This window comes from Tsuneonella sediminis (assembly GCF_051912845.1).
Taxonomy (GTDB): Bacteria; Pseudomonadota; Alphaproteobacteria; order Sphingomonadales; family Sphingomonadaceae; genus Tsuneonella; species Tsuneonella sediminis.
In genome coordinates, this window is record NZ_JBNCBU010000001.1 from 959830 (window position 1) to 985688 (window position 25859).

Consider the following 25859-nt stretch of genomic DNA (forward strand, 5'->3'; position numbering starts at 1 on the left):
AGGACGGCCGCTAGCCGTCCAGCCTTTCCTTCAGCAGCTGGTTGACGACCGCCGGGTTGGCCTTGCCCTGCATCGCCTTCATCGTCTGGCCGACAAAGAAGCCGAACAGCTTGTCCTTGCCGCCGCGATATTCGGCAACCTTGTCGGCGTTGCTCGCGATGATCTGGTCGATGGCGGCTTCGATCGCGCCGGTGTCGCTGACCTGCTTCAGGCCCTCGGCTTCCGCGATTTCAGCGGGTTCGCGGCCGGTCCTGAGGACGATCTCGAAGATCTCCTTGCCCTGTCCGCCGCTGATCTCGCTCGCGCTCTGCATCGCGAGGATCGCCGCCTGCGCCGCGGCGGTAGCGTTGGCCGGGTTCGCCTCGGCGCCGAGCGCATTCATCACGCCGGGCGCTACCGACAGCGACCAGTTGGCGACCTGGGTCGCCACGTCCCTCTCGTCCTTGCCGAGCTTCGCCGCGGTTTCGGACAGGAGCTGCTCGAAGCGCGCGTACGTCTCGACCTCGGCGGTCAGCTCGCGAGCGTTGTATTCGGTCAGGCCCAGCGCCTCGACGTAGCGGCGGCGCTTGGCGTCGGGAAGTTCGGGCAGCGAGGCGCGGCACTCGACGAGAAAGTCCTCGTCGAGTTCGAGCGGGAGCAGGTCGGGATCGGGAAAGTAGCGGTAGTCGTGCGCGTCTTCCTTCGACCGCATGGAGCGCGTGGTGCCGGTGCCCGGATCGAACAGCCGGGTTTCCTGGACCACGACCCCGCCGTCCTCGATCAGATCGACCTGGCGGCGCGCCTCGTGCTCGATCGCCTGCATTACGAAGCGGACGGAGTTCACGTTCTTCGTTTCGGTCCGGGTACCGAACTCGTCGCCCGGCCTGCGCACCGAGACATTGACGTCGGCGCGCATCGAGCCTTCTTCCATGTTGCCGTCGCAGCTGCCGACATAGCGCAGGATCGCGCGCAGCTTGCGGACATAGGCTCCGGCCTCCGCCGGCGAGCGCATGTCGGGACGGCTGACGATTTCCATCAGCGCGACGCCGCTGCGGTTGAGGTCGACGTAGGACATCGACGGATGCTGGTCGTGCATCAGCTTGCCTGCGTCCTGTTCGACGTGGATGCGCTCGATGCCGATGACCTTGTCCGCCGGGATGCCGGCCTTCTCGTCCGCCTCGATGGTGAGCGATCCCTCTCCCACGATCGGGTGGTAGAGCTGGCTGATCTGGTAGCCCTGCGGCAGGTCGGCGTAGAAGTAGTTCTTGCGGTCGAACCGGCTCCAGCGGTTGATCTGTGCGTCGATCGCCATGCCGGTGCGCACCGCCTGGCGGATGCATTCGCGGTTGGGCACCGGCAGCATCCCCGGCATCGCCGCGTCGACGAGGCTGACCTGGCTGTTCGGCTCAGCCCCGAACGCGGTCGCCGCCCCGCTGAACAGCTTGGCGTTGGAGGTGACCTGCGCGTGAACCTCGAGGCCTATCACGACCTCCCATTCGCCCGTGGCGCCCTGGATGCGGTAGGAATTCTCAGTCATGGCGCGGCAATAGGATGTGTGGGTTGCGGAGGGAAGAGAAAGTACCGGGGGCCAGCCTTGCCGGGTTGCGGCAATTGCTACAAAGGCGCGCGATGCCCACGATCGCGTCCATGGCTCCGACACTCAAGCGAACAATCAAGCGGTTGCTCGCGACCCGCGGCCTCGCCCTTGCCAACCACGACCACCTCGACATGCTGCAACGCGACGCCTTGATCGGCGCAAAGGCCCAGGCGCTGTCGTTCGTGGATGACGCGCATCTGCGCCAGGCGCTCGACCTGCTCGCCGAAAGCCAGAGCCAGCTCAACCAGGACCTGTTCGCCCTGGACGCCAACGGCTGGAAGCGGGGCGGCTTTTTCGTCGAATTCGGCGCGACCGACGGCAAATCGCTCAGCAACACCTGGCTGCTCGAAAAAGCCTTCGGATGGACCGGCATTCTCGCAGAACCGGCGCGGCGTTGGCATGCGGCCCTGGCCGCGGCGGGCCGCGCTGCCGCGATCGAGCGCGACTGCGTGTGGGAAAAGAGCGGCGAAACCCTCGAATTTGCCGAGGCCGAGTGGGGCGAGCTGTCGACGATCACGTCGTTCCGTGACCATGACCATCACGATCGCCGCGGTGCGCGCACCTATCGCGTCCCGACGATTTCACTTGTCGACATGCTCGACCGCCACAACGCCCCCGCCCATATCGATTATCTGTCGATCGACACCGAAGGATCAGAGTATGCGATCCTCTCCGCGTTCGACTTCGAGCGTTACCGTTTCGGGGCGATTACCGTCGAACACAATTTCACGCCCTACCGCGAAAAGCTGCACGCGTTGCTTACCGCGCACGGTTACCGCCGAACGCTGGAAGATCTCTCGCAATTCGACGACTGGTACATCGCGCAAGGCTGATCCTACCACCACCGTTCCGGCCGGGCCGTGAACCCGGCGCGGCTCTCGATCGCAAGGCCGGCATTGAGCACGCCCTGTTCGTCGAACGCGCGGCCGATGACCTGGAGGCCCAGCGGCAGACCATCAGCATTGAGCCCGGCGGGCACGCTCATCGCGGGAAGGCCGGCGAGGCTGGCGGGGACGGCGAACACGTCGTTGAGGTACATCGCCAGCGGGTCGTCGACCTTGTCGCCAAGCGGGAAGCTGGCGGTCGGCGTCGTCGGCGCCAGGATCACGTCGCACTGGCCGAACGCCGCCTTGAAGTCGTTCGCTATCAGCGTGCGGACGCGCTGCGCCTGGTTGTAGTAGGCGTCGTAGAAACCGGCAGAAAGCACGTATGTGCCGATCATGATCCGGCGCTTGACCTCGTCGCCGAACCCTGCCGCGCGGGTAGCGGCGTACATCTCCTGCAGGTTCGCGCCATCGGGAAGCTCGCGAAGGCCGTAACGCACCCCGTCGTAGCGCGCGAGGTTGCTCGACGCCTCGGCGGGGGCGACGATGTAATAGGCAGGCAAGGCGTATTTCGTGTGCGGCAGGCTGACGTCGACGATCTCGGCCCCCGCATCCCTGAGCCAGGCGATTCCGTCGTCCCAGCTCTTCAGAATGGCGGCGTCGGTGCCGTCCATCCGGTATTCGCGCGGGATGCCGACCTTCTTGCCGCGCATGTCCGGGTCGAGGGCCGCTTCCCATTCGGGCACCGGGAGGTCGAGGCTGGTCGAATCCTTCGGGTCGAATCCGGCCATCGCCTCGAGCATGATCGCGCAGTCGGCAACATCGCGCGCCATCGGGCCGGCCTGGTCGAGGCTCGAGGCGAAGGCGACGATGCCCCAGCGGCTGCACCGCCCGTAGGTCGGCTTGATGCCCGCGATGCCGGTGAAAGCGGCCGGCTGGCGGATCGATCCGCCGGTGTCCGTCCCGGTCGCCGCCGGGCACAGCCGCGCCGAAACCGCCGCCGAGCTGCCGCCCGAGGAGCCGCCCGGGGCAAGGCCAGCGTTCGAGCCTTCCTTGCGCCACGGACTGACGACGTTGCCGAAATAGCTCGTCTCGTTCGACGATCCCATCGCGAACTGGTCGAGGTTCAATTTGCCGAGCATTCCCGCACCCGCGTCCCACAGCTTCTGCGAGACGGTGCTTTCGTACTCGGGCACGAACCCTTCGAGGATGTGGCTGGCCGCGGTGGTCTGCACGCCCCGCGTGGCGAACAGGTCCTTCATGCCGATCGGCACGCCCGCGAGCTTGCCGAGGCTGTCGCCCCTCGCCCGCGCAGCGTCGACCGCTTCGGCCGCCTCGACCGCCTTTTCGGGCGTCGCCACGATGAAGGCGTTCAAAGCGCCCTGCGCGGCGGCGACGCTGGCGTTGAAGCTTTCCGCCACCTCGCGGGCGGTGAAGTCGCCGGCAGCGACCCCGTCGCGGATCGCCTTGACGCCGAGTTCGGTAAGGTCGGTCACTATTCGATCACCTTGGGCACGCCGAAGAAGCCGTGTTCGGCCGCCGGGGCATTGGCAAGAACCTCGTCGCGCACGCCGCCGCCGGTCAGCGGGTCGGCGTCGACCACGTCGTCGCGCAGGCGCTGGTGGTTCTCGATCACAGCGGTCATCGGCTCGACGCCGCTGGTGTCGACCTCGCCCAGTTGTTCGACCCAGTCGAGGATGTTGTTGAATTCGGGCACCAGTCGATCGAGGCTCGCATCATCCATCTGGATGCGCGCGAGGCTGGCGATCTTGGCCACTGTTTCGCGGTCTACGGACATGGCCGCGCCCTAGCCGCGAGGGCACCGCGCTTCAAGCCGCGAGCGATGCTATTCGAACGGTTCGCCCACCGGGGCACCGTCGACGTAGATCTGCCGCAGCGTTCGCTCCCGCACCTCGACCTTCGCGGAAGAAATGTCGCGGACCTGCACAGGAGGAAGCGGTGGCGCCGGGACCATCTCCTGTCCCGAAGGGTCCAGCGCCAGCCGGTGCACCCCGTCACCCGCCACAAGGGCCACACGCCGGGCGGCGCCGTCGCTCCCGAGGTCGAGCGCGACGCAGCCGCCGCGGCAGAACCACCGTTGCCGACCGACCTGTTCGACAACTTTCGCCCGGAGTTCAGGATCGTCGAACCGGAAATCGACCTCGACCGGAGCGTCGGCATCGACGCGGGCGCGCGCACGGTTCGCCTCGATCAGCTTGGCCTCCCTGATCGCAAGCCGGGCCCTTTTCTCGACGGCCGGATTGCCCGACTGTGCGAGCTTCGCCACCGCCTGGCGCCCGGCGGCGCCGAACCGCGTCTGCAGCGCGACAAAGTCGAACCTGTCCGCGGTCACCGCCCCGCTTTCCAGCCGGGCGAGCTGCTGCCGCGTGGCTATCGCGCCGAAATCGAGGACCGGCAAGGCGAGCACCAGCGCGACACCGCTGATGAGGACCGCCAGGTGCAGGTTCGCGCGGCGCAGATTGTCGCGCCATTCGCCTCTCCAGCCACGCATGACGGCGACGAACCAGGCAAGGCCGTAGGCGGTCGCGACCGCGATCGCGACGAGGCCCCAGAGCCGCTCGGGGCTGAGCCCGTGCTGCGCCACGCGGGTGCCCATCGAGATCGCGGCGAACGCCGTCAGCGGCAGGATCGACAGCGCGAGCGCCTGCGCGGCAAGCCGCAGTGCCCGGTTGCCCGACATCGCCGCGTCCTCGTCGCGCAGGATCGCGTTTGCGAGCACCCAGGCGCCTGCCGCGCACAGGAGCAGGATCGGAGTCGCGCGGCGGGTCGCCTCCCACAACACCTCGGGGCCGGACACGATCATCGCGGCGAGAAAGACGGCGAGGCCCGCCGCGAGCGGCACTGCCAGGATCGACAGAACCACCATTATCACGTTCCTCAGCGTGCCGATGATCCCGATTTGGTTGCGCAAGGTTCCCAGCGCCGCGCCCAATGCCGCTCCGGAAAAGCTCCAGCCGAACCATCCCTCCCGCAGCAGATCTTCCAGGAAGTCGAGCTTGAGAAGCTGAAACAGCTCGGACAGGAGTAGCAGCATGAGCCACGACGCGCCGAGGAAGGCGAGGCTGCCCGCGCCGCAGATGGCATCGTTCCAGACGTTGCGGTGGAGCCGCTCGTAGGGCGTCGCCCAGCGGCTTCGATGGAAATCCGACTGGAACAGCGGCAGCGCAAGTCCGGTCGCAACGAGTCCTGAAAGAAACCCGTATTCCGGATTGGCGATCGCATCGCCCGCGCCCACCGCGCGCCAGGCGAGTCCCGCCATGACCGCGCCGATGATTGCCGCGAACGCCAGCGGCTCCCTCCACCGGTCGCGTTCCACCGTGAAGGCGAAGGCCAGTGGCGCAAACACGAACAGCGCGCTCGCGGCCGCGCGCCAGCCGACCCTGGTGTCCGGTCCTTCGCCACCGGCTACAAGTTCGACGAGCAGCCCCGCGACGAACCCGACGGCGGCGAGCAGCCAGGGCAGCCGCGGCCAGTCGCCGTGCTCTTTCGTCGTCCCGGTCATGCGCCCTCCCACGTCTCGCGGGAAGTGGATTAGCCTACCCGTGCCGCCGGGCCATGAGAAAAGCGTGAGGTCTTGCTGAAAAGCGCGCCTACTGCGGCGCGCCGGGTTGCTGGCCCTGCTGGCCCTGCTGGTCCTGCTGGGTCTGCTGCATCATCTGCTGGAGCACCTGGAACCGGCGCTGGGCGTCTTCCTCGCTCATGAAGTCGACCAGTTCGACCTCGAAGGTCAGGTCCGCGTTGGGGGGGATCGGCGCACCCGGCGGCGGGCTGGCACCGTATCCCTTGTCCGCGGGGATGTGCAGCACGTACTTGCCGCCCTTCTGCATCTGCTGGAGGCCCTCGGCGAAACCCGGGACCACGCCTGACACCTGCATCGGCATCCCGTCGGGAATAATCCCGTTGGTCGGGAACGGCAGCTCGCGCGACCGGTCGAACTCGGTGCCGTCGGCCAGCTTGCCGACGTACTTGATGAAGACGACGTCGCTTGCCCCGGGTGTCGGACCGCTGCCCTCGGCCAGCGTCTCGACCTCGACGCCCGCGGGCACGCTGGCCCAGGCAATGCCGACGCCCAGCACCACCGCGGCGGCAACGCCCAGCCACAGCTTGGTCAGCGAACCCTTCGCGATCGGCTGAAGGGGAACACGGGTGATCTCGGTCATGCGGCAGGTCCTGAAACTGGGCCCCGGCGATACCCGGAATTGACGCTCCGGAACGACAAGGGGCGCGGATTGCTCCGCGCCCCGATGCCTCAGTGCCGTGGATGGTGCAAGTGGCGCTTACTTCGCGCCGTCGCGCTCCGCGCGCTTGCGCTCGAGCTTGCGGGCGCGGCGAACGGCGGCCGCCTTCTCGCGGGCGCGTTTCTCGCTCGGCTTCTCGTAATGGCGGCGCAGCTTCATTTCGCGATAGACGCCCTCGCGCTGCAGCTTCTTCTTGAGCGCGCGCAGGGCCTGGTCGACGTTGTTATCGCGAACGATGATCTGCATAAAAAGTCCAACACCTCACAGCAAAGACCCAGAGCCCGCGACGGTCGGCGGGGTATCGCCTTTGTAAACATACGAAAAAAGCGGGGCTTCCGTTCCCGGGAGCCTCCGAACCGGGGCGCCCCTAGCGCGTGTGGAGCGATTCTGCAAGCGCTGGCGAGGGTTTCGCGAGCGGGCGCCTGCGGCTAAGGGGCGCTCGATGGCTGTCCCCTCCCCCCTATCCGCCAGCGCCATGGTCTTCCTCGGAGGCGGCGCGGGCGCCGTCCTGCGCTACCAGCTCGGCCGCTCGATGACCTCGCTGCTGGGTCCGGCGACGGTCACCGCTTTTCCGTGGGCGACGCTTGCGGCGAACGTGAGCGGCAGCCTTGCGATGGGCCTGCTGGCAGGTGGGCTCGCGCGATTCGGCGGCGGAGAAATCTGGCGCCTGCTGGTCGGCGTAGGCCTGCTCGGCGGGTTCACCACCTTTTCCGCCTTCAGCCTCGAACTCATGCTGCTGATCGAGCGCGGGCAGGCCGGAAGCGCATTTGCCTATGCCGCGATCTCGGTGCTCGCGGGGCTTATCGGGCTGTACGTCGGCCTCATCGCGATGCGGCTGGCGTGATGGCGGACTTGGTACGTCAGTTTACCGTCGCGGCCGACGACGACGGGGTGCGCCTCGACCGCTGGTTCAAGCGCAACCTGCCGCAGGTGGGCTTCGCCACCGTCAGCCGCTGGGCGCGCACGGGGCAGATCCGGGTCGACGGCAAGCGTGCCCGGCCTGAGGATCGCCTCGCCGCGGGCCAGGTCCTGCGGGTGCCGCCCGGCGGCGACCAGCCCCAGGCGGCGAAGGGCGCCAAACCCCGGCGCCGCGAGCTGTCCGCCGACGAGATTGCCGCGGCGAAGGGCATGGTGATCGAGGAAACGCCCGCTGCGATCGTGCTCAACAAGCCACCCGGCCTCGCAACGCAGGGGGGGACCAAGACGACGAGCCACGTCGACGGCTTGCTTGATGCCTTCATGGAAGAGGGAGATCCGCGCCCCCGTCTCGTCCACCGGCTCGACAAGGACACCTCGGGAGTTCTCCTCGTCGCACGGACGCCGGGCAGTGCGGCGTTCTTTTCGAAGCGGTTTTCAGGCCGCAGCGCCAAGAAGGTCTACTGGGCGCTCGTCGCGGGGCGGCCCGAAGTATCGCACGGGATGATCGAGGCGCCGCTCGCCAAGCAGCCGGGCACCGGCGGCGAGAAGATGCACGTCGACGAGGAAAACGGCCAGCCCGCGAAAACGCGCTATCGGGTCGTCGACCGGGCAGGCAACCGCGCTGCCTGGGTCGAGCTCGAACCGCTCACCGGCCGCACTCACCAGTTGCGCGCGCACATGGCGGCGATCGGCCACCCGATCGTGGGCGATGGCAAGTACGGCGGGCAGGATGCGTTCCTGACCGGCAGCGTCAGCCGCAAGATGCACCTTCACGCCCGGCGTCTGATCATCGACAGTCCCAAGGGCGGCAAGATCGACGTCACCGCCGAATTGCCCGAGCATTTCGCCGCGACGATGGAGCAACTGGGCTTCGACCCTTCCCTCAGCGACGCCTCGCCGACCGAGGGGCCGCCCGAACGGACGAAGGAGGAAAAGAAGCAGGCCGCTCGCCAGCACGCCAAGCAGGTGCGCAAGAGCAAGCCCACCCGCCGCGGCCGCGCGGGGGCCCGTTCGGGCGCTGGCGGCTCGAAAAAGGGTAGGCGCTGATGCATCCCAATCCGCTGTTCCGCAGCGACGATCGGGCGCTGTTGAGGGCGCTGGTGGAGGAAATCGGGTTCGGGATGGTCTTCGCCCAGACACCCGACGGACCGCGCGTCGCGCACGTCCCGCTGGTTCCGGTTGAAGGCGATTTCATCCAGTTCCACCTGTCGCGCGGCAACGCGATGACGAAATGGATCGCGGGCGGAACGGCGCTGATCGTCGTGAACGGGCCGGATGCCTATGTGAGCCCCCGCTGGTATGCCGACAGGGCCACGGTGCCGACATGGAACTACGTCGCGCTCGAGCTCGAAGGCCGGGTCGAGCGGATCGGTTCGGACGCGCTCGACAGCCAGCTGCACACCCTCATCGAGCGAAACGAGGCAACTCTTGGCGGCGAGCGATGGTCCGCAAGCGAGACCCCCGCGGATACCTGGCGCAAGCTGTTCGGCGGGATAGTCGGCTTCGAGATGGAAGTCGTCGCCTGGCGGCCGACGCTCAAGCTGTCGCAGAACAAGCCGGCCGCCGAACGCGAAGCGATCGCCGCTGGCCTCGAGGAAGCGGGGTCCCCCGCGCTCGCCCAGCTCATGCGGACGCTCGGCGCATGAAGCTCGCCGTGTTCGATTGCGACGGCACGCTCGTCGACGGGCAGGCACCCGTTTGCGAGGCCATGGAAGATGCGTTTGCCGCTGCCGGCCTCCCCCCGCCCGACCGCCATGCCGTGCGGCGGATCGTCGGGCTAAGCCTGCCGCAGGCCGTACGCCGCCTCGCGTCCGGCGCGCCGGACGACCAGCAATCGGCTGCGGTCGAGGCCTACAAGCGCGCGTTCCGCGCCGCGCGCGAAACCGGCCGATTGGAAGAACCGCTGTTCGAAGGGATCGGTGACCTTCTGCGGGGTCTCAGGACGGAAGGGTGGTCGCTCGCGGTAGCGACGGGGAAGTCCGACCGCGGCCTTGCGGCGTGCCTCGCGGGCCACGGGATCGCCGGCCTGTTCGCTTCGCTCCAGACGGCCGACAGGCACCCGTCCAAACCGCACCCGGCGATGCTCGAGGCGGCACTGGTCGAGACCGGGGCGTCGGCGGACGAAACGGTCATGATCGGCGATACCAGCTTCGACATGGCGATGGCGCGGGCGGCCGGCGTCCGGGCGATCGGCGTTGCCTGGGGCTATCATGAAATGGACGAGCTCCACGATGCGGGAGCCCATGCAGTCGCCCGCGACGTAAGCGAGCTGAAGGATCTGCTCGATGGCTAGCCGCCCGCCGGATGATCGGATGCGCCCCGTCCCGCCCACCGACCGCGAACGTGGACGTTTCCTCGCCCTCAACCTCGTGCGCCTGAGCGGCGCGGCCTTCGTCCTGATCGCGTTGCTCGTGCTCAACGGCGCGCTCGGCCTGCCCGAAGTCGTCGGGTGGGTGTTCCTCGGCGTGGGTCTGCTCGACGTCTTCGTGGTCCCGCAGCTTCTTGCCCGCAAGTGGCGGACGCCGCGCGGATGAGGAAGTTCTGGAAAGCGGTGGCGGTGGACGAAGCGCCAGGCGGCGGGTGGCGCGTGCTGCTTGATGGCCGGCCGATCCGCACCCAGGCCGGCAGCGCTCCCCAGGTCGTGCCCACCCGCGCCGCGGCCGACATGCTGGCGAACGAATGGGCGTGCCAGGGCGAGGAAATCGACCCGGCCGGTTTCCCGCTGCGCGACCTTGCGGATTACGCCATCGACAGCGTGGCAGAGAGCCCGGCAGCGACGATCGACACCCTCCTGCGCTACGCCGAGACCGACACGCTGTGCTACCGCGCGGACCCCGACGAGCCGCTGCACAAGCGCCAGTGGTCGATGTGGGAGCCGCTGGTCACCGCGTTCGAGGCCCGCGAAGGCATCGCGCTCGAAAGGGTGAGCGGGATCGTCCACCGGGCGCAGCCGGCCGAGACGCTGGACACCCTGCGATCCCGGCTCGAGGGCCTCGATCCCTTCACGCTCGCCGCGCTCGAGGTGATGACCTCGCTGTCGGCGTCGCTGTGCGTCGGCCTCTCGGCACTCGACCGCGCTGCCGACGCGCAGGCGCTGTGGGACGCGGCCGAACTGGAAGAGGCCTGGCAGGTCGAGCTGTGGGGAAGCGATCATCTGGCGCAGCAGCGGCGCGACAAGCGCCGGGCCGACTTCCTGAGAGCCGCAGAGTTCGCTCGGTCGATCAAGGAAACCTGATCGGATGAGGCATCGACCGCTCCAGGGGCAAAGGCAATTCCGGCCGTAGGCCTGGAAATGGGGTGGAAAGCGGACCGGGTCGCGGCATCAATTGGCCTGCGTCATTGCGGCCGCGTCCATCCATATAACTTCCCAGATGTGACCGTCAGGATCAGCGAAGCTGCGGCCATACATGAAGCCATGGTCTTGCCTGGGATTAACATCCGCTCGTCCTCCATGGGAACCGGCCGCATCGACCATGGCATCGACGGCTTCCTTATCTTCGACGGAAAGCGCCAGCATCACTTCGCACTGATTGGGAGGGCAAAGCGGTCGATCGGTATGTGCGGCCCATTTCTGATGAGTTAGCAGCATCACCGAGATGGAGCCGGACCAAACCATGCAACAGGCAGTCTCGTCGCTGAAGTCCGAATTCTTCTCGAATCCAGCCGCTTCATAGAAGCGTTCCGCGGCGGAAAGATCGGCGACAGGCAGGTTGATGAAGATGGACTTGGTCATGATCGGAATCTCGCTTTAGCTGGCAATCGAACCTCCGTTGCGGCCGGGCAATGAATGATACCTAAACGCAGCAGACAGCAGGAAGATCAGTGTGATCTGCGTTCACTTCGGGGCAGCAGGCGCGCGCAACCAGCCTTGAGGCTGGATTTGGCCGGACCCTCGCCTGAATTGTCGGCAAACAGGATCGACAGCAAACAGACTGATTGGGAGCCCAAGCGCTCCGAAAGCCGTCACACCAACAGTCTGCCCCTGCGGGAAACTGCAGGGCGGCTCACCCCACCCAGTCGGCGACCTGGCCCGCGACTTCGTTCGCGGCCTGGTTGAGCGCCGTGCCGACCGGACCGGATTCGGCGGCAACGCCGGGGACGGTGGCGGAGAAGCGCCGTGTCATCACCTGCGTTCCGTTGACGTCGCGGACCGCGTCGAAGGTCACCACCACGCTCGAGGTGCGCGCATCGTAGCCGAAGTCGACCAGCGTGCCGCGCAGCTGGTTCTTGGGGGTCAGCGCCGGGTCGTCGTAATCGATGACGAGGCGTCCGGTCTTCGCGCGGATCGTCTCGCCCAGGAGCTTGCGGAACAGCCGCGTGGGCCGGTCGGCCCAGACCGCATCCTTGAGGTAGGCGATGCGCGTGTCGTCGATCTGCACGGGCACGCGGGTGACCGAGAGACGCGCGGGCGCGTCGGGCTCGTTGACCTGGATCGCCTGCGCGATGTCGCCGCTGATTGTCGTGCCCGCCGCGACGCTGGCGGTCGGGGTCAGGCCGAGCAGGTTGTCGGGTGCCTTGCCGCCGAGGCTGATGCAGCCCGCGAGCATCAGGGCAAGGGCCGAGGCCAGGGCGATGCGGGTGGTCTTCATCGGCGGTCTCATTTCGGCTTCGGTCACTTTGGCTTGTAGTCGGGCAGCTTCTGGCCGCCGATCAGGCCGCCGGCACCCTGGCTGTTGATCTTCTCGGTCACCTCGCGGAGCGCGCGGCTGGTCTCGCGCAGGTCGCGGATCGTGGCCTCGGCCGCGGGCAGCGTGCTTTCCGACAGCGTGCGCGCGGCGGGCCGGGCATCCTCGAGCGTGGCCGACAGCGACTTGGCGGCGCTGTCTGCGGATCTCAGCGTGGTGCGCATCTGGGCGGCGAGGCTCTGCCCTTCGGTGTTGAGCAGGTTGTCGGCCGAGCCCATGACCTTCTCGAAGCTGTCGAGCGCCTGGCTCGCCTCGCCCAAGGTGACCTGCAGCTCGACGAGCGTGCGCTGGACCTGCGGGGTCGCCTGCGCGAGGTCGGCGGTCATGCGGTTGGTGTTGGCAAGTATGCCCTCGATCGACTGCTGGTTCTTGTCCGACAGCGTCTGCGTCAGCCGTTCGGTCAGCGTGGCCAGCCGTTCGAGCAGGAGCGGGGCATTGGCGAGCAGTTCGCCCAGCCCGCCGGGCTTGGTCGGGATCACCGGAACGCCTTCGGGGCAGGCGGTCTTGCCCACGCCTTCGCCCGTGCAGGTCAGCGGGGGCGCACCGCGCCGCGCGCCGTCGAGCATGATCGTCGACACCCCGGTGAACGAGCCCTGGATCGTCGCCGTGGTCCCGACCAGGATCGGCGTGCTTTCGTCCACCTTCACCCGCACGCGGACGAATTCGGGGTCCTTGTTCCACAGCTGGATCTCGGTCACCTGGCCGGACGGAACGCCCGAGAAGCTGACCTGCGATCCCTTGGCAAGGCCCGCGACCGACTGCTTGAAGAAGATGTCGTATTCGTTCTGGACGCCCTTGTTCAGCCCGGCAAGCCAGACCACCGCGCCGGCGATAAGCGCGAGCAGGACCAGCGTGACCGCCCCCACCCAGACATGATTGGCCCTGGTCTCCATCCGCGTGCGCTATGCCTTCTTACCGTCCAGCTTGTCCAACGCTTTGATTGCGTTGACGGCCACCGGCTTGTCCATGTGGCGCCGCAGCTCGTCGAGCGCCTGCGCGGTAAGCGCCGCGCGCCCGCGTGGCCCGTTGAAGTATTCCTGGATCCACGGGTGGTCGAGCTTCATGAGGTTCGGCACCGTATCGACCGCGATGACCTTGCGGTCCGCAATCACCGCCACCCGGTCGCAGATCTCGTGCAATGTATCGAGATCGTGGGTGATGAGGAACACGGTGAGCCCGAGCGTATCCTGCAACTCGCGCGTGAGGCGGTCGAACGCGGCCGCGCCGATCGGGTCGAGGCCCGCGGTCGGCTCGTCGAGAAACAGCAGTTCGGGATCGAGCGCCAGCGCGCGGGCCAGCCCGGCGCGCTTCTTCATGCCGCCCGAGAGCTCGCTCGGATACTTGGCGACCGCTTCCTCTGGCAGGCCCGACAGCATCACCTTGTAGCGCGCGATCTCGTGCATCAGGCCCGGGTCGATATCGGGGTAGAACTGCTTCAGGGGCACCTCGACGTTCTCGCCCACCGTCAGGGTGGAGAACAGCGCCCCGCCCTGGAACAGGACGCCCCAGCGGTTGCGCACGCCGAGCACCTCGTCCGGCTCGCCATCGGTGATCGAGCGGCCGAACACGTCGATGTGTCCCTCGTCGGGCACCTGCAACCCGATGATCGAGCGCATCAGGACCGACTTGCCGGTCCCCGATCCGCCGACCACGCCGAGAATCTCGCCCCGCCGGACCTTCAGCGAGAGATCCTCGTGGATCACATGCTCGCCGAAGCTGTTCTTGAGCCCCTCGACGACGATCGGGTAATCCCCCCGGAAACGCTCGTGCGGGCGATTGACGTCCGGATCGCCATAGGCCTCGATCGCCTCGGCGACCTGCGGATCGTCCGCCAGGCTATCCTCCTCGCCCGCCATCACGCCCACCCGACGTTGGTGAAGAAGACCGCGAAGAAGGCGTCGAGCACGATCACGGTGAAGATCGCGAAGACCACCGCGTTGGTGGTCTTGAGGCCGACCTCCTCCGAGTTGCCCTGGACCTTCATGCCCTGGTAGCAGCCGGTCATGCCGACGATCAGCCCGAATACCGGCGCCTTCACGAGGCCGACCCACAGGTCGTAGATCGGCACCACGTCCTTGATCCGGCTAAGGAAGGAAAAGAACGGGATGCCGAGCTGGATGTCGCCGATCACCGCACCGCCGATGATCGCGACGACCGAGGAATAGAACCCCAGCAGGATCATCATGAACGTGACCGCGAGCACGCGCGGAACGACCAGCGCCTCCATCGGCGAAATGCCGATCGTGCGCATGGCGTCGACCTCCTCGGTCAGCTTCATCGTGCCGATCTGCGCGGCAAACGCGCTGCCCGAACGGCCGGCCACCATGATCGCGGTCATCAGCACGCCCAGTTCGCGCAGGGTGATCCGCCCCACCAGGTTCACGGTCAGCGTCTCTGCGCCGAACTGGGCCAGCTGGACCGCCCCCTGCTGCGCAATGACGATGCCGATAAGGAAGCTCATCAGCCCGATGATCCCGAGCGCCGAGACGCCGACGAGTTCCATCTGGCGCACGAACGCCTTGATGCGGAACCGGCGCGGATGGCGAATGATCGCGCCGACCGCGAGAATGAATTGCCCCACGAAGGCGATCGCCCCGGCGGTCCCGCGCTGCGCGGCGGCCACCCGCTCGCCGGTGGCCTCGAAGACGCGGGTGAACACGGGTGGCCGCTCGGGCGTCACCTCGCCCCCCTCGACCGTCTTGTCGAGCGCCTCGATCAGCCGCGTCGCGCGATCGCTTGCCCCGACGATCTCGCCGCCTGTCGACCGCTTCAGCCCGAGCGCGACCCATGCCCCCACGGTGTCGATTTCGGTGACCTGCGACAGGTCGATCTCGGAAAGCGGCTCGTCGATTGCGCGCAGGTCCTGGTCGACAGGCCCGATCGTCGAGACGAGATATTCGCCGGACAGGACCAGCCGGCGTCCGCCGCCCGGGCCGTCCCCACCGTCTTCGATCGCGTAGTTCGCCCCTTCGCTCATGCCCCTCGCCTATGCGGGGAAAATCGCCGCGCGACAAGCGGATGCGTCAACCGCTGTTGCACGTGCGAAATCGCGCTGGCATGGCGCCAACCCGAAATGACCCAGGAACTCGACAAGACATTCGATCCCGCCGCTATCGAGGCGCGCTGGTACGACCATTGGGAAACGAACGGGCTGTTCAGGCCCGAGCGCCCCGGCGCGCAGCCCTTCACGATCGTCAACCCGCCGCCCAACGTGACGGGGAGCCTGCACATCGGCCACGCGCTCGACAACACGCTGCAGGACGTCGTGGTGCGGTACGAGCGGATGCGGGGCAAGGACGCGCTGTGGGTCGTCGGCACCGATCATGCCGGTATCGCAACGCAGATGGTGGTCGAGCGCAACCTCGCGAGCCAGGGCGTCAAGCGCACCGACATGCCGCGCGAGGCGTTCGTCGACCACGTGTGGGAATGGAAGGCGCAGTCGGGCGGCACGATCACCCAACAGCTCCGGCGCCTCGGCTGCTCGATGGACTGGAGCCGCGAGCAGTTCACGATGGACCCGCACTTCACCCGCGCCGTGGTGAAGGTGTTCGTCGACCTCTACGACCAGGGTCTGCTCTACCGCGACAAGCGGCTGGTGAACTGGGACCCGGCCTTGAAGACCGCGATCTCCGACCTCGAGGTCGAGGCCCGCGAGGTCCAGGGCCACATGTGGCACTTCAAGTATCCGCTCGCGGGCGGCGAGACCTACACCTACGTCGAGCGCGATGCCGAGGGGAACGTCACGCTCGAGGAGGAGCGCGACTACATCGCCATCGCCACGACCCGGCCCGAGACCATGCTGGGCGACGGCGCGGTGGCCGTCCACCCGTCGGACGCGCGCTACGCGCCGATCGTGGGCAAGCTGTGCGAGATCCCGGTGGGCCCGAAGGAGCACCGCCGGCAGATCCCGATCATCACCGACGACTATCCCGACCCCGAATTCGGTTCCGGCGCGGTCAAGATCACCGGCGCGCACGACGAGAACGACTACGGGGTCGCGCAGCGGAACGGCATCCCGATGTACCGGCTGATGGACGAGGTCGCCGCGATGCGGAGCGACGGCGCGCCCTACCAGCAAGCCGCGGCGCGCGCGCGCGAGATCGCGCAAGGCGCACCGTTCACGCCGGGCGAGGTCGACGCGCTCAACCTCGTGCCCGACGAATACCGCGGGCTCAACCGCTACGAGGCGCGCGAGCGGGTGGTCGCCGATATCGACGCCGAGGGCCTGATGCTGGGCGTCGAGGACAAGGTCATCATGCAGCCATTCGGCGACCGCGGCGGCGTGGTGATCGAGCCGATGCTGACCGACCAGTGGTACGTCGACGCCAAGACGCTGGCGCAAGGCCCGATCGAGGCGGTGAAGGACGGCCGGATCGAGATCGTCCCGAAGACCTGGGAAAAGACCTTCTTCAACTGGATGGAGAACATCCAGCCGTGGTGCGTCAGCCGCCAGCTGTGGTGGGGCCACCGGATTCCGGCATGGTACGACGAGGCCGGCAACGTCTACGTGGCCGAGACCGAGGAGGCCGCGCAGGCGCAGGCCGGCGACGGCGTCGCGCTGACCCGCGACGAGGATGTGCTCGACACATGGTTCTCCAGTGCGCTGTGGCCTTTCGCTACGCTCGGCTGGCCCGAGCAGACCGACCTGCTCGAACGCCACTATCCCAACGACCTGCTGATCAGCGGCTTCGACATCCTGTTCTTCTGGGATGCGCGGATGGCGATGCAGGGGATGCATTTTCTGGGGCGGGCACCGTGGAAGCGCCTCTACCTCCACGGGCTGGTGCGCGCGGCGGACGGGGCCAAGATGTCCAAGTCCAAGGGCAACGTGGTTGATCCGCTGATCCTGATCGACAAGTTCGGCGCCGACGCGCTGCGCTTCTTCATGTGCGCGATGGAAAGCCAGGGCCGCGACGTGAAGATGGACGAGGGCCGGGTCGAGGGATACCGCAACTTCGCCACCAAGCTGTGGAACGCGACCCGCTTCTGCCAGGCCAACGGCATCGGCGCGAGCGCGACCATCCACGCGCCGGAGGCCACGCATGCGGTCAACCGGTGGATCGTGGGCGAGGTCGTCGAGACCCTGGCGCAGATCGACAAGGCGATGGGCGACCTGCGCTTCGACGCGGCCGCCAACGCGATCTACCACTTTGCGTGGGACACTTTCTGCGACTGGTATCTCGAGCTCATCAAGGGGCAGCTCGACGACGAGACCAGGGCGGTCGCCGGCTGGGTCCTCGACCAGATCCTCGTCATGCTGCACCCGTTCATGCCGTTCATCACCGAGGAGCTGTGGCACGCGCAGGCACGGCATCAGGGGGACGAACGGCCCTACGAGCTGATCGTCGCGAAATGGCCCGAGCCGGATGCGGCCACCGATGCGGCCGCGAAGGCCGAAATCGAGTGGCTGATCGACCTCACCCGCTCGCTGCGCACGGCGAAGAACGAGCTCGGCCTCGCCCCTGGCGCACGGCTCGAGGCGTGGCTCACCGCCCCCTCCGACACCGCGAGCAAGGTGCTGGCCGGCAACTCGGCGGCGATCGAGCGGGTTGCCCGCCTTTCGGCCGTCCACACGTCCCCCGCGCCTGGCGGCGCGGCGATGCAGGTCGGCGCAGGCAGCGACGCGCTGGTCATCCCGCTCGAAGGGCTGATCGACATCGAGGCCGAAAAGGCACGGCTGACGAAAGCGCTCGCAGCCGCCGAGAAGGAAGCCGCCGCGCTGGCCGGACGGCTGTCGAACGCCGCCTTCGTCGAGCGCGCGAAGCCCGAGGCCGTCACCAAGGCGCGCGCCGACCACGCCCAGCACTCCGCCGAGGCGGACCGGCTGCGCTCGGCACTCGAAAGGCTCGGCTGACGGGGCGGGCGCGTTTTCCTACACGCGCGGAATGTGGCAAGGCGCGCGGATGACCTCCCCCCGTCACCCTCTCCTGCGCCTCCTGAATGGCACGCGCGCATACACCCGCTTTTTTGCGGCAGGACAGTGTGACAGGTGTGACACGGACCGCACCGGCGCGTCAGGCGCGCGGCGATGAACCTGATTCTTGCCACCGACGACACTGGAGGCCCGGAGATCTTCGCCTCGCTGCAGGGCGAAGGTCCATCGGCGGGAAAGCCGTGCTCGTTCATCCGCCTGTCGCGGTGCAACCTTGCCTGCGTGTGGTGCGATACGGCCTACACCTGGCATTTCTCGGAAGACGAGCGGCCACACCGGGGCGGCCGTACATTCGACCGCAAGGCGAACCAGGTTTCGCTGACCCCGCTCGAGGCCGCCCGCGCGATAGACCGGCTGCCGCCACGCCGCCTGGTCGTCACCGGCGGTGAACCGCTGCTTCAGGCCCCTGCGCTGGGCGAGATGGCATCGCTCCTGCCCGACCACGCGATCGAGGTGGAAACCAACGGCACGGTCGAGCCCGCGTCCCGTTTCGATGCGTTCGTCGAGCAGTATACGGTCAGCCCAAAGCTCGCGCACAGCGGCAACGCGGCCGCGCTCGCGCTGTTGCCCGAGCGGCTGGCCGCCTGGGCGGCCGATCCGCGCGCGGTGTTCAAGTTCGTGATCGCAGCTCCGGGCGACGTGACCCAGGTGCTGGCGCTCCAGGCAGGCTTCGGCATCGAGCCCGGCCGCATCTTCCTCATGCCCGAGGGCACCCGCAGCGCGACGTTACGCGAGCGCGAGCAATGGCTCGCCCCGCTGTGCGTCGAGCATGGCTTTCGCCTGTCCGACCGGCTGCACATCCACCTCTACGGCGACACGCGCGGCACGTAAGCCGGGTGTTTACTTGCCCTGGCTGCGCCAGCGCTGGACGATGCGGTGGACCCGCTCTTCCTCGCCGCCCGACTGGCGCCACAGTTCGACGAAGCTGGGGTCCTCGGACGCCGGGCGCTTCTGTTCCTCGAGGTTGTCGAACGCGACGCGAATCGGGATCGCCACGCCCTCGCCGCAGATGATGCACTCGCGGTTGCGCAGCGCGGGGATCGAATCGAGGAAGCCGCGCGCGCCTTCGGGCATCGCGGCCTTCACGAAGGCCTGATCGCGGTCGTTGTTGAGGCGCATCGAGATGATCGTGCCGCACTGCGACAGCACGCCTTCGGCCAGATCCGACGGGCGCTGGGTTATGAGGCCGAGGCTGATGCCGTACTTGCGCCCTTCCTTGGCGATGCGGCTGAGGATCTTGCCGACCGACGAACCATCGGCGTTCTTCTCGTTGGGGACGTAGCGGTGCGCTTCTTCGCAGACGAGAAGGACCGGACGGGTCTTCTCCTCCCGGCCCCAGATCGCGAAGTCGAACACCAGCCGGCTCAGCACCGCGACGACGGTGCTGGTGATGTCGGACGGCACGCCCGACACGTCGATGATGGCGATCGGCTTGCCGTTCGACGGCATGCGGAAGATCTTGCCGAGGAAATCGGCCATCGTGTCGCCCACGAGCATGCCGGAGAACATGAACTGGTAGCGCGGGTCGCCCTTCAGTTCCTCCAGCTTGGTCTTGATCCGCTGGTAAGGCGCGGTGTTGGTCGCCTTGTCGAGCTTGCCCATCTCGTTCTGGATCTCGTTCGACAGGTCCGAGAGAAGGTAGGGCACCGGCGAATCGACGGTCAGCTTGCCCATCTGCTCGGACAGCCGGTTCTTCATCCGCGCCTTGAGCAGGCACTTGGCAAGGATGTCCGCGTCGATCTGGCGGTCGTTGCCGTTCGTGGTGAGCAGGACCTCGCAGTGTTCCTCGAAGTTCATCAGCCAGTACGGCATTTGCAGGTTACTGACGTCGAGGATCAGGCCGGTGTTGCGGAACGCGGCCGAATATTCGCCGTGCGGGTCGATCATCACGATGTGCCCGTCGGGTGCGGCGTCGCAGATCCGGTGCAGGATCAGGGCGGCGCTGGTCGACTTGCCGGTACCGGTCGAGCCGAGCAGCGCGAAGTGCTTGCCGAGCATGGCGTCGACGTACAGCCCTGCGCGAATGTCCTTGGTGGGGTAGACGGTGCCGATCTGGATGTTCGAGCGGCCGTCGCTGGCATAGATCTGCCTGAGGTCCGCGGTTGTCGCGGGATAGATCAGCGCGCCGGGGATCGGATAACGGGTGACGCCGCGGCGGAAACCGTTGATGCGGCCGGTTAGCTTCTCCTCGCTGCCCTCTCCGAGGAAATCGATGTTGGCGAGCACGCCGCCGCCCCGCCGGTCCTGCTTCTGGTTCCGGACGCTGGCGAGCAGCCACGAATTGCCGACCCGGATCTTGACCTGGCTGCCAACCTGCCCGGCGAGCGCCACCGATGGATCCTCGTCGTCCATGCACTCGGTCAGGCGTTCGAGGTCGAGTGCGATCTGCGATCCCGAACCGGCGATCTCGAGGATCACGCCGATCGGCTGCGACGCGTTGTCGCCCCCCGCGCCCCGCGGCGCGCCGCCGACCGGCTGCGCGCCCTCGAAACCCTGATTGTCCATGTCGCCCATTGCGCGAAAATCCCGCTACTGATCCCGCGCGGAACATTGCCGCTACGCGGTTAAGATCGCGTCAACGAAGGTTAGCAGCGGCAACCTAGATCAGGGCGAACAGCCGGCCCGCCATCCATCCCATGCCCACCGACAGCGCAACCGCGAGCAGGCCGTACAGGAACGATTGCGAGTGCGCGAATATCTCGACGAAGCGCTCGAAACCGACCTTCCTGACTTCCACCTCGGCGACCGCGGACGAGACGACACGCCCGTCGCTCACCGCGAAGGTTTCGGCGGTGTAGGTTCCGGTGGTCACGCGCGAGGGCAGCTCGAAGCGCGCCTGATACAGCACGCCCTCGCTAATCGTGACCCCGTTCATGTCCTCCTGGTAAAGACCCTGCCGCTGCTTGAGGTCGACCAGTCCGGCGGAAAACCGCATCTGTTCGGCCGGGTCGATCTCGCCCGTCGGCGACAGCTGGATGAAACGGGTGCCGAATTCGTAGATCGCGGCCGTCTTTTCATCCACGATCTCGGAAACGGGCCGCGATGCAGCGACTGCGAAATACGACGGTGCCGAACGGAAATCGGTGCTCGCGGCGTTGAGCCACATGCCGCCCACCTTGGCCTTTTCGCGCAGCCGAATGGGTTCGGCTGGCCCCTTGAGCACGACGACGACGTCGTAGCCTCGCGCAGCCCGCGTGCCGGCCGGATCGAGAATGGCACCGAACAGCAGCAGTTCGGTTCCGGTAAAGCCCTGACGCACCCTAACCTCGTGCTGGCTGACTTCAGGCACGAGGATCGGGTCGCGCGCAAACGCCGGATCCTCCGCCAGAAACACGCACAGCGCGAGGAAAAGCAGGAACCGCTTCATAATGGACTGACCGTGTAGATCTCGTCCGGCGTGACGCCGAGCCCGTAGAGCATCCGCAGCGCGACGAGCAGGACGATAGCCGCCAGCACCAGGCGGAGCACTTCGGGCTTCAGCTTTTGCGCGAACTGCGTGCCGATCTGCGCCCCCGATACCGAACCGAGCAGCAGCAGCGCGGCGAGTACGATATCGACGGCCTTGGTGGTCAGCGCGTGCATCATCGTGGTGACCATCGTCACGAAAAGGATGTTGAACAGGCTGGTGCCGACGACCACCCCCGCGCTCATCCCGAGGATGTAGAGCATCGCCGGCACGAGGATGAACCCGCCGCCCACGCCCATCAGCATCGTCAGGATGCCCACGCCCACGCCGAGGAGCAACGGTGCAAGGGGCGATATGTAAAGGCCGGAACGGTAGAACCGCCAGCGCAGCGGCAGCGCCGCGACCAGCGGATGGTGCCGGCGCTTCGCGGCGGGCGGCCGCTCGCCGGTCGTGCTCGTGCGGATCGCCGTCCAGGCTTCGCGGGCCATCAGGGTGCCGATCGTGCCGAGCATCACCACGTAGAGGATCGAAATGACGGTATCGATTTGCCCGATCGACTGGAAAAAGCGGAACATCAGCGCGCCGATGATGCTGCCGATCGCGCCGCCGACCACCGTCACCGCGCCCAGCTTGTAATCGACCCCGCCGCGCCGGTTGTGTGCGAGAACGCCCGACACGCTGGCGCCCGTAACCTGCGTCGAGGCCGAGGCGGCGGCGACGGTGGGCGGAATGCCGTAGAAGATCAGCAGCGGGGTCGTGAGAAATCCGCCCCCGACGCCGAACAGCCCCGACAGGACCCCGGTCAGCGCACCGAGCGCGACGATGACCAGCCCGTTGACCGAAAGGTTCGCGATCGGGAGGTACACGTCCATCGCCGCTCGCTTACGCGAGAGGGGCTGACAGCGAAAGGCATGCGCGCGCTAAAATCCGGTCGAAAGCGTGACCGCGGGACCATCGGTCGGGCGGGCCTCGCCGGCCACCCGCATGCGATAGTCCAGGGACATACGCATCGGGATGCCGGCGCCGCGCAGGTCGAGCGTCACGCCCGGACCGACATCGAGCCGCGCCGCGTACTTCTGCGCTCCGCCCCAGACCCCCGCGCCGGCCCGCACCTCGGCTCCGCCGAGCGACATGACCGCCCGATCGATCCGGAGCTGTCCGTCCACGAACGCCGTCGCTTCGCGCCCTCCGACGTATCCGCTTTGCGCATACGCCTCGATGCGGAGCGCAAGTGGCAGGTCGTGCGGGGCGAGCTCGGTGATCGCGGCCGCTGCGGGGCGCAGGTCGGTCCAGCCCTCCGTCCGGGTCGCGCGGGCCTCGGCCTGAAGGCGCACCGGAACACGCGGCAATGGGCGTAGGCCGACCCCGACCGCAAGCTCGGCTTGCGCTGGACGCGAGGGGGCCTGGGTTGCGCGCAGGTACGCCTGCGGCCGGCGATTTCCCCGACCGAGATCGCGGCGCAAGACCAGCCCGCCCTGCGTGCCCCCGTAGGCAGGTGCGCGCGGCCCTCCCGCCGCCACCCGGGGCTGCCCGCTTCCCGGACGCCAGGCGTACCAGGCGTCGAAGTGCCATTGCCTGGCCGGCGAGGCGGTCATTGGCGGACTTCCCCGCGTCCCGGGTGGACGTATCGCTTCGGGAGCGATGGGGGCTACCGGGCCCACTGGCGCTGGCGGCAGCTCCGCTACCGGACCTGCCGGCATGGCGGCTCCCGACCCCGAGGCGCGATGATCGGCTTTCCGAAGGCGTGGCAGCGGCATGATGGCTGCGAGCGCGCCGCGGTCGCTCAAACCGTCCGCGAAGACGCCGGGGTCGGCGGCAGGCCCGTCCGCTTCTACCGCATCCCCGCCTCGTACCGGTGGCCCTTGGCGGGTTAGGGATTCAGACCGCGGCGCACCTTCCCGCGGCTGGGCGGCGCCCTCGGCAAGGGGCCGCTCCCACATGACCGCCCGCAGCCCGATCCAGCCGGCCGCGATGGCTACCAGAACGATCACCGGCTGGCCCCGGCGGCGCGACCGGGCGAGCGGGCCGGTCATATGCCGAGGCTGCGCTGCTCGCCCAATGCGGGGTGGACGATGTGGCGGGTCTTGTTCCAACGGGGCGCCCGGCCCCGTAAGGAACCAAGGTACTCGAAGAAAGCCCGGCGACCCGCAAGGATGGTGATGGCGTTGGCCAGCGGGATGCGGATGACGGCGCGAACGCCTTCCAACCAGCCATATTCCCGTGCGGTGAAGGCAAACCGGAGCGCGCCCCGCCATACGAAACTCAGCGTGTTGGCGGCGATCAGCGCCGTGACGAGCGGCGTGGCAGGAAACGAGGGGGCATATCCCGCGTGATGCGCAAGCCAGCCGACCGAGGCGATCAGGATCAGGAAATAGGCCACGGCCAGCACCAGGGCGGTCAGTGGACCGCGGCGGTCCCGCACCCGCATCCACAGGTCCGCAGGTTGGCTGCTCCAACCCAGGCGGTCCCACGACTGGAGCGCGATCCCGTGTATCCACCGGGACTTCTGGCGTACCGCGCAGCCGACATCGGCAGGAAAGCAAGCCCGCGTCGCGACGAGCCGTCCGTCGGGATGGCGAAAGCGCAGGAACTTCGACCGCCTGCCGAGCGCCGCCACGCCGAGGCCGAGTTCGTAATCCTCCGTCAGGCACTCGGCGGCGAAGGGACCGTCGCGACCGCGCCGGGCCGCGAGTTCAAGGAGCGTTTCGCGGGCGATCGCACACCCTACGCCTGCGGCGGGGATGCCTGCTCCCAGCGCATCGCGCACGACCATGCCCTTCCCGTGAGCCTCGGCGAATTCCTCGCAGTAATGCGATGCGACCCAGCGCGACTGTGGCAGAGGTTCCGGCAGGACCGGGATCTGGGCAAGCGCGACAGAACTGATCGCTTCGTCGAGCAGACCCAGCGCGGCGGGATCGACCATGTCTTCCGCATCGTGCATCACGACCATGCGCGCCGCACGGCCCACCCGGTCTTCATCCGCTTCGAGAGCCCGATACAGCCGGTTGAGGCAATCGGCCTTCGTGCTCGGCCCGTCGCAGTCGTGGATCACCAGCCGCAGGCGGGGGTCGTGATCAGCCGCCGCGATGACCGCTTCGGCCGTGAGTGGATCGTTGCGGTACGTTCCGACATACAGGCGCATGTCCGCATGCGGCCACGCGGAGAGGGCATGGCGGATGGTCGCTCCGATCACGCCCGCCTCGCGCCAGGCCGCGATGAACACCGCCGCTTCGCCGGCGAGCGGTGCCGGGCCGGTCTGCTCTTCTGAAAGACGAACGGTGCGCGCCCGTCCGGTCACGCGCAGCACGAACCAGATCAAGTCCACCGCGAACTCGTCGAGGGCCCCGATCAGGAAGAAGACGCCGGCGAAAAGGAGAAGCTCGTGCTGGACAAGCACGAGCCATTCGCCCAGCGCTCCTGATGCTTCCGGCAAGTGCGACCCCCGAATTGCCTGCCGGGGCGTTAACAATCCACAAGAACGGATGCAACTGACAAACTAAAGCCAGGCGCCAATATTCCGCCGGTGTTTATTTCAAATTGACCATTCTAGGCAGCAGGCCCGAAATCGTCCTGTCGTCCTGCCTGCAATCCGCGAACGCGCGTTCCGCGGCGTAACGCAACACGCTTCGACAAGGGTGTTCCGGGTCAGGCCGGGCAGCGGCTGTCGCGCATCGGCGGCGCGCTGGTTCGGGTCTGCCAACTGCCATCGGGTGCCTGGTACTTTTCACCCGGCACCGTCCTGGCGATGGCGAGACAGCCGGCCGTGAGCGCATATTCCTCGAGCGTGGCATTGGCCGCGCGCGCCTTTTCCGCATAGACCGCGCGCCGCCTGATGTTGATGTCGTTGACGATCCGCTGGAGTTCGGACGTGCTGGCGCCGACGATCCCCAGATAGCCGTCCATCTTTTCTCCCACCAGGCCGGCGGACCGCGCCGCGTCATATGCAGGGTCGCGCTGCGCGAGCGCAGGCGTCGAGACCAGCAGTCCCGCAGCCAGTGCGGAAGCGATCAGGGTGATACGGAAACTCTGCATCAGAAGATGTCCTCGTTTTGATCGATCGTGTTTTCCGCGTCCGCGGCCAACCGATAGATGACTTCCTGCCGGATGTTGACATTGAGCTCGATCACGATCGGCTTGTCGGGAGCGGTCACCTGAACGCACCCTCCGAGCGCAAGCAGGCCTATCACGCCCCCCGGCACCGTTCCGCCCGTCAGCAGCTTCCGCCATGCCCCCGCCATGCGCGGAGTTGTCGCAAGCCC

Annotated in this window: 27 protein-coding genes; 9 read left to right on the top strand and 18 right to left on the bottom strand. The window is 67.5% G+C overall.

Going from position 1 to position 25859, the window contains the following annotated elements; genetic code table 11:
• Positions 1-10: 10 nt before the first annotated feature.
• Positions 11-1516, bottom strand: coding sequence for an Asp-tRNA(Asn)/Glu-tRNA(Gln) amidotransferase subunit GatB (gene gatB, locus ACPV3N_RS04925; RefSeq protein ID WP_440115310.1), 1506 nt, complete (start codon positions 1514-1516; stop codon positions 11-13).
• A gap of 110 nt (positions 1517-1626) precedes the next feature.
• Between gatB and ACPV3N_RS04930 the strand changes: the two genes are divergently transcribed.
• Positions 1627-2409 carry an FkbM family methyltransferase gene (locus tag ACPV3N_RS04930; RefSeq protein ID WP_440115312.1) on the top strand — a complete coding sequence of 261 codons (783 nt, stop codon included), beginning with the start codon at positions 1627-1629 and terminating at the stop codon, positions 2407-2409.
• Positions 2410-2411: 2 nt separating this feature from the next.
• Here the strand turns inward: ACPV3N_RS04930 and gatA are convergent, their stop codons facing one another.
• The 5 genes from gatA to rpsU all read right to left on the bottom strand — a co-directional run bounded on the left by gatA (position 2412) and on the right by rpsU (position 6905).
• The gene (gatA, locus tag ACPV3N_RS04935; protein ID WP_440115314.1) at positions 2412-3896 is read right to left on the bottom strand and encodes an Asp-tRNA(Asn)/Glu-tRNA(Gln) amidotransferase subunit GatA; all 1485 of its coding nucleotides are present in this window, start codon (positions 3894-3896) and stop codon (positions 2412-2414) included.
• Positions 3896-4198 carry an Asp-tRNA(Asn)/Glu-tRNA(Gln) amidotransferase subunit GatC gene (gatC, locus tag ACPV3N_RS04940; RefSeq protein ID WP_440115316.1) on the bottom strand — a complete coding sequence of 101 codons (303 nt, stop codon included), beginning with the start codon at positions 4196-4198 and terminating at the stop codon, positions 3896-3898. The genes gatA and gatC overlap by 1 nt, the downstream gene beginning before the upstream one ends.
• 48 nt (positions 4199-4246) lie before the next feature.
• Positions 4247-5923: a DUF4153 domain-containing protein gene (locus tag ACPV3N_RS04945; RefSeq protein WP_440115317.1), complete on the bottom strand. Its 1677-nt coding sequence runs from the start codon at positions 5921-5923 to the stop codon at positions 4247-4249.
• Positions 5924-6011: 88 nt separating this feature from the next.
• Positions 6012-6581 (bottom strand): FKBP-type peptidyl-prolyl cis-trans isomerase, encoded by a 570-nt coding sequence (locus ACPV3N_RS04950; RefSeq protein WP_440115319.1) that lies wholly within the window; start codon positions 6579-6581, stop codon positions 6012-6014.
• A 117-nt stretch (positions 6582-6698) separates the two neighbouring features.
• Positions 6699-6905 (bottom strand): 30S ribosomal protein S21, encoded by a 207-nt coding sequence (rpsU, locus tag ACPV3N_RS04955; protein WP_047807610.1) that lies wholly within the window; start codon positions 6903-6905, stop codon positions 6699-6701.
• 196 nt (positions 6906-7101) lie between these two features.
• On the opposite strand from rpsU, the gene crcB reads away from it, so the two are divergent.
• From crcB to ACPV3N_RS04985, 6 genes are read left to right on the top strand one after another with little or no spacing between them, the layout of a single operon-like run.
• Entirely contained in the window at positions 7102-7503 is a 402-nt protein-coding gene (gene crcB, locus ACPV3N_RS04960) for a fluoride efflux transporter CrcB (RefSeq protein WP_440115321.1), read from the top strand.
• Entirely contained in the window at positions 7503-8624 is a 1122-nt protein-coding gene (locus ACPV3N_RS04965) for an RluA family pseudouridine synthase (protein ID WP_440115323.1), read from the top strand. The genes crcB and ACPV3N_RS04965 overlap by 1 nt, the downstream gene beginning before the upstream one ends.
• The gene (locus tag ACPV3N_RS04970) at positions 8624-9223 is read left to right on the top strand and encodes an FMN-binding negative transcriptional regulator (protein ID WP_440115325.1); all 600 of its coding nucleotides are present in this window, start codon (positions 8624-8626) and stop codon (positions 9221-9223) included. Before ACPV3N_RS04965 ends, ACPV3N_RS04970 begins: the two co-directional genes overlap by 1 nt.
• Complete coding sequence (locus ACPV3N_RS04975) at positions 9220-9870, top strand: HAD-IA family hydrolase (protein ID WP_440115327.1); 651 nt, start codon at positions 9220-9222, stop codon at positions 9868-9870. The genes ACPV3N_RS04970 and ACPV3N_RS04975 overlap by 4 nt, the downstream gene beginning before the upstream one ends.
• Positions 9863-10111 carry a hypothetical protein gene (locus ACPV3N_RS04980; protein WP_440115329.1) on the top strand — a complete coding sequence of 83 codons (249 nt, stop codon included), beginning with the start codon at positions 9863-9865 and terminating at the stop codon, positions 10109-10111. The genes ACPV3N_RS04975 and ACPV3N_RS04980 overlap by 8 nt, the downstream gene beginning before the upstream one ends.
• Entirely contained in the window at positions 10108-10812 is a 705-nt protein-coding gene (locus ACPV3N_RS04985) for an ATP12 family chaperone protein (protein ID WP_440115331.1), read from the top strand. Before ACPV3N_RS04980 ends, ACPV3N_RS04985 begins: the two co-directional genes overlap by 4 nt.
• Positions 10813-10899: 87 nt before the next feature.
• On the opposite strand, the gene ACPV3N_RS04990 is transcribed toward ACPV3N_RS04985, so the two are convergent.
• From ACPV3N_RS04990 to ACPV3N_RS05010, 5 genes are all read right to left on the bottom strand, one after another.
• A complete protein-coding gene (locus tag ACPV3N_RS04990) occupies positions 10900-11310 on the bottom strand; it encodes a VOC family protein (protein ID WP_440115333.1) in 411 nt (136 codons plus the stop codon).
• Positions 11311-11581: 271 nt separating this feature from the next.
• Positions 11582-12166, bottom strand: a complete 585-nt coding sequence (locus ACPV3N_RS04995) for an ABC-type transport auxiliary lipoprotein family protein (RefSeq protein ID WP_440115335.1) — start codon at positions 12164-12166, stop codon at positions 11582-11584.
• Positions 12167-12189: 23 nt separating this feature from the next.
• A complete protein-coding gene (locus ACPV3N_RS05000) occupies positions 12190-13155 on the bottom strand; it encodes an MlaD family protein (protein ID WP_440115337.1) in 966 nt (321 codons plus the stop codon).
• Positions 13156-13164: 9 nt separating this feature from the next.
• A complete protein-coding gene (locus ACPV3N_RS05005) occupies positions 13165-14118 on the bottom strand; it encodes an ABC transporter ATP-binding protein (RefSeq protein WP_440115339.1) in 954 nt (317 codons plus the stop codon).
• On the bottom strand, positions 14118-15239 hold the full coding sequence (locus ACPV3N_RS05010) for an ABC transporter permease (protein ID WP_440115341.1): 1122 nt from the start codon (positions 15237-15239) through the stop codon (positions 14118-14120). Before ACPV3N_RS05010 ends, ACPV3N_RS05005 begins: the two co-directional genes overlap by 1 nt.
• Positions 15240-15335: 96 nt before the next feature.
• On the opposite strand from ACPV3N_RS05010, the gene ACPV3N_RS05015 reads away from it, so the two are divergent.
• Complete coding sequence (locus ACPV3N_RS05015; RefSeq protein ID WP_440115343.1) at positions 15336-18116, top strand: valine--tRNA ligase; 2781 nt, start codon at positions 15336-15338, stop codon at positions 18114-18116.
• 174 nt (positions 18117-18290) lie between these two features.
• Positions 18291-19025, top strand: coding sequence for a 7-carboxy-7-deazaguanine synthase QueE (locus ACPV3N_RS05020; protein WP_440115345.1), 735 nt, complete (start codon positions 18291-18293; stop codon positions 19023-19025).
• Between the two features lie 9 nt (positions 19026-19034).
• Here ACPV3N_RS05020 and ACPV3N_RS05025 read toward each other — a convergent pair whose 3' ends face one another.
• From ACPV3N_RS05025 to ACPV3N_RS05055, 7 genes are all read right to left on the bottom strand, one after another.
• A complete protein-coding gene (locus ACPV3N_RS05025; RefSeq protein WP_440115347.1) occupies positions 19035-20699 on the bottom strand; it encodes an ATP-binding protein in 1665 nt (554 codons plus the stop codon).
• A gap of 94 nt (positions 20700-20793) precedes the next feature.
• Positions 20794-21561 carry a TIGR02186 family protein gene (locus ACPV3N_RS05030; protein ID WP_440115349.1) on the bottom strand — a complete coding sequence of 256 codons (768 nt, stop codon included), beginning with the start codon at positions 21559-21561 and terminating at the stop codon, positions 20794-20796.
• A complete protein-coding gene (locus ACPV3N_RS05035) occupies positions 21558-22472 on the bottom strand; it encodes a sulfite exporter TauE/SafE family protein (RefSeq protein WP_440115351.1) in 915 nt (304 codons plus the stop codon). Before ACPV3N_RS05035 ends, ACPV3N_RS05030 begins: the two co-directional genes overlap by 4 nt.
• Before the next feature lie 48 nt (positions 22473-22520).
• Positions 22521-23195, bottom strand: a complete 675-nt coding sequence (locus ACPV3N_RS05040) for a hypothetical protein (RefSeq protein ID WP_440115353.1) — start codon at positions 23193-23195, stop codon at positions 22521-22523.
• Positions 23196-23629: 434 nt separating this feature from the next.
• On the bottom strand, positions 23630-25033 hold the full coding sequence (locus tag ACPV3N_RS05045; protein ID WP_440115354.1) for a glycosyl transferase family protein: 1404 nt from the start codon (positions 25031-25033) through the stop codon (positions 23630-23632).
• A 212-nt stretch (positions 25034-25245) separates the two neighbouring features.
• Positions 25246-25632 (bottom strand): YdbL family probable chaperone protein, encoded by a 387-nt coding sequence (locus ACPV3N_RS05050; RefSeq protein ID WP_440115356.1) that lies wholly within the window; start codon positions 25630-25632, stop codon positions 25246-25248.
• Positions 25632-25838, bottom strand: a complete 207-nt coding sequence (locus ACPV3N_RS05055) for a YnbE family lipoprotein (RefSeq protein WP_440115358.1) — start codon at positions 25836-25838, stop codon at positions 25632-25634. The genes ACPV3N_RS05050 and ACPV3N_RS05055 overlap by 1 nt, the downstream gene beginning before the upstream one ends.
• Between the last annotated feature and the right edge of the window lie 21 nt (positions 25839-25859).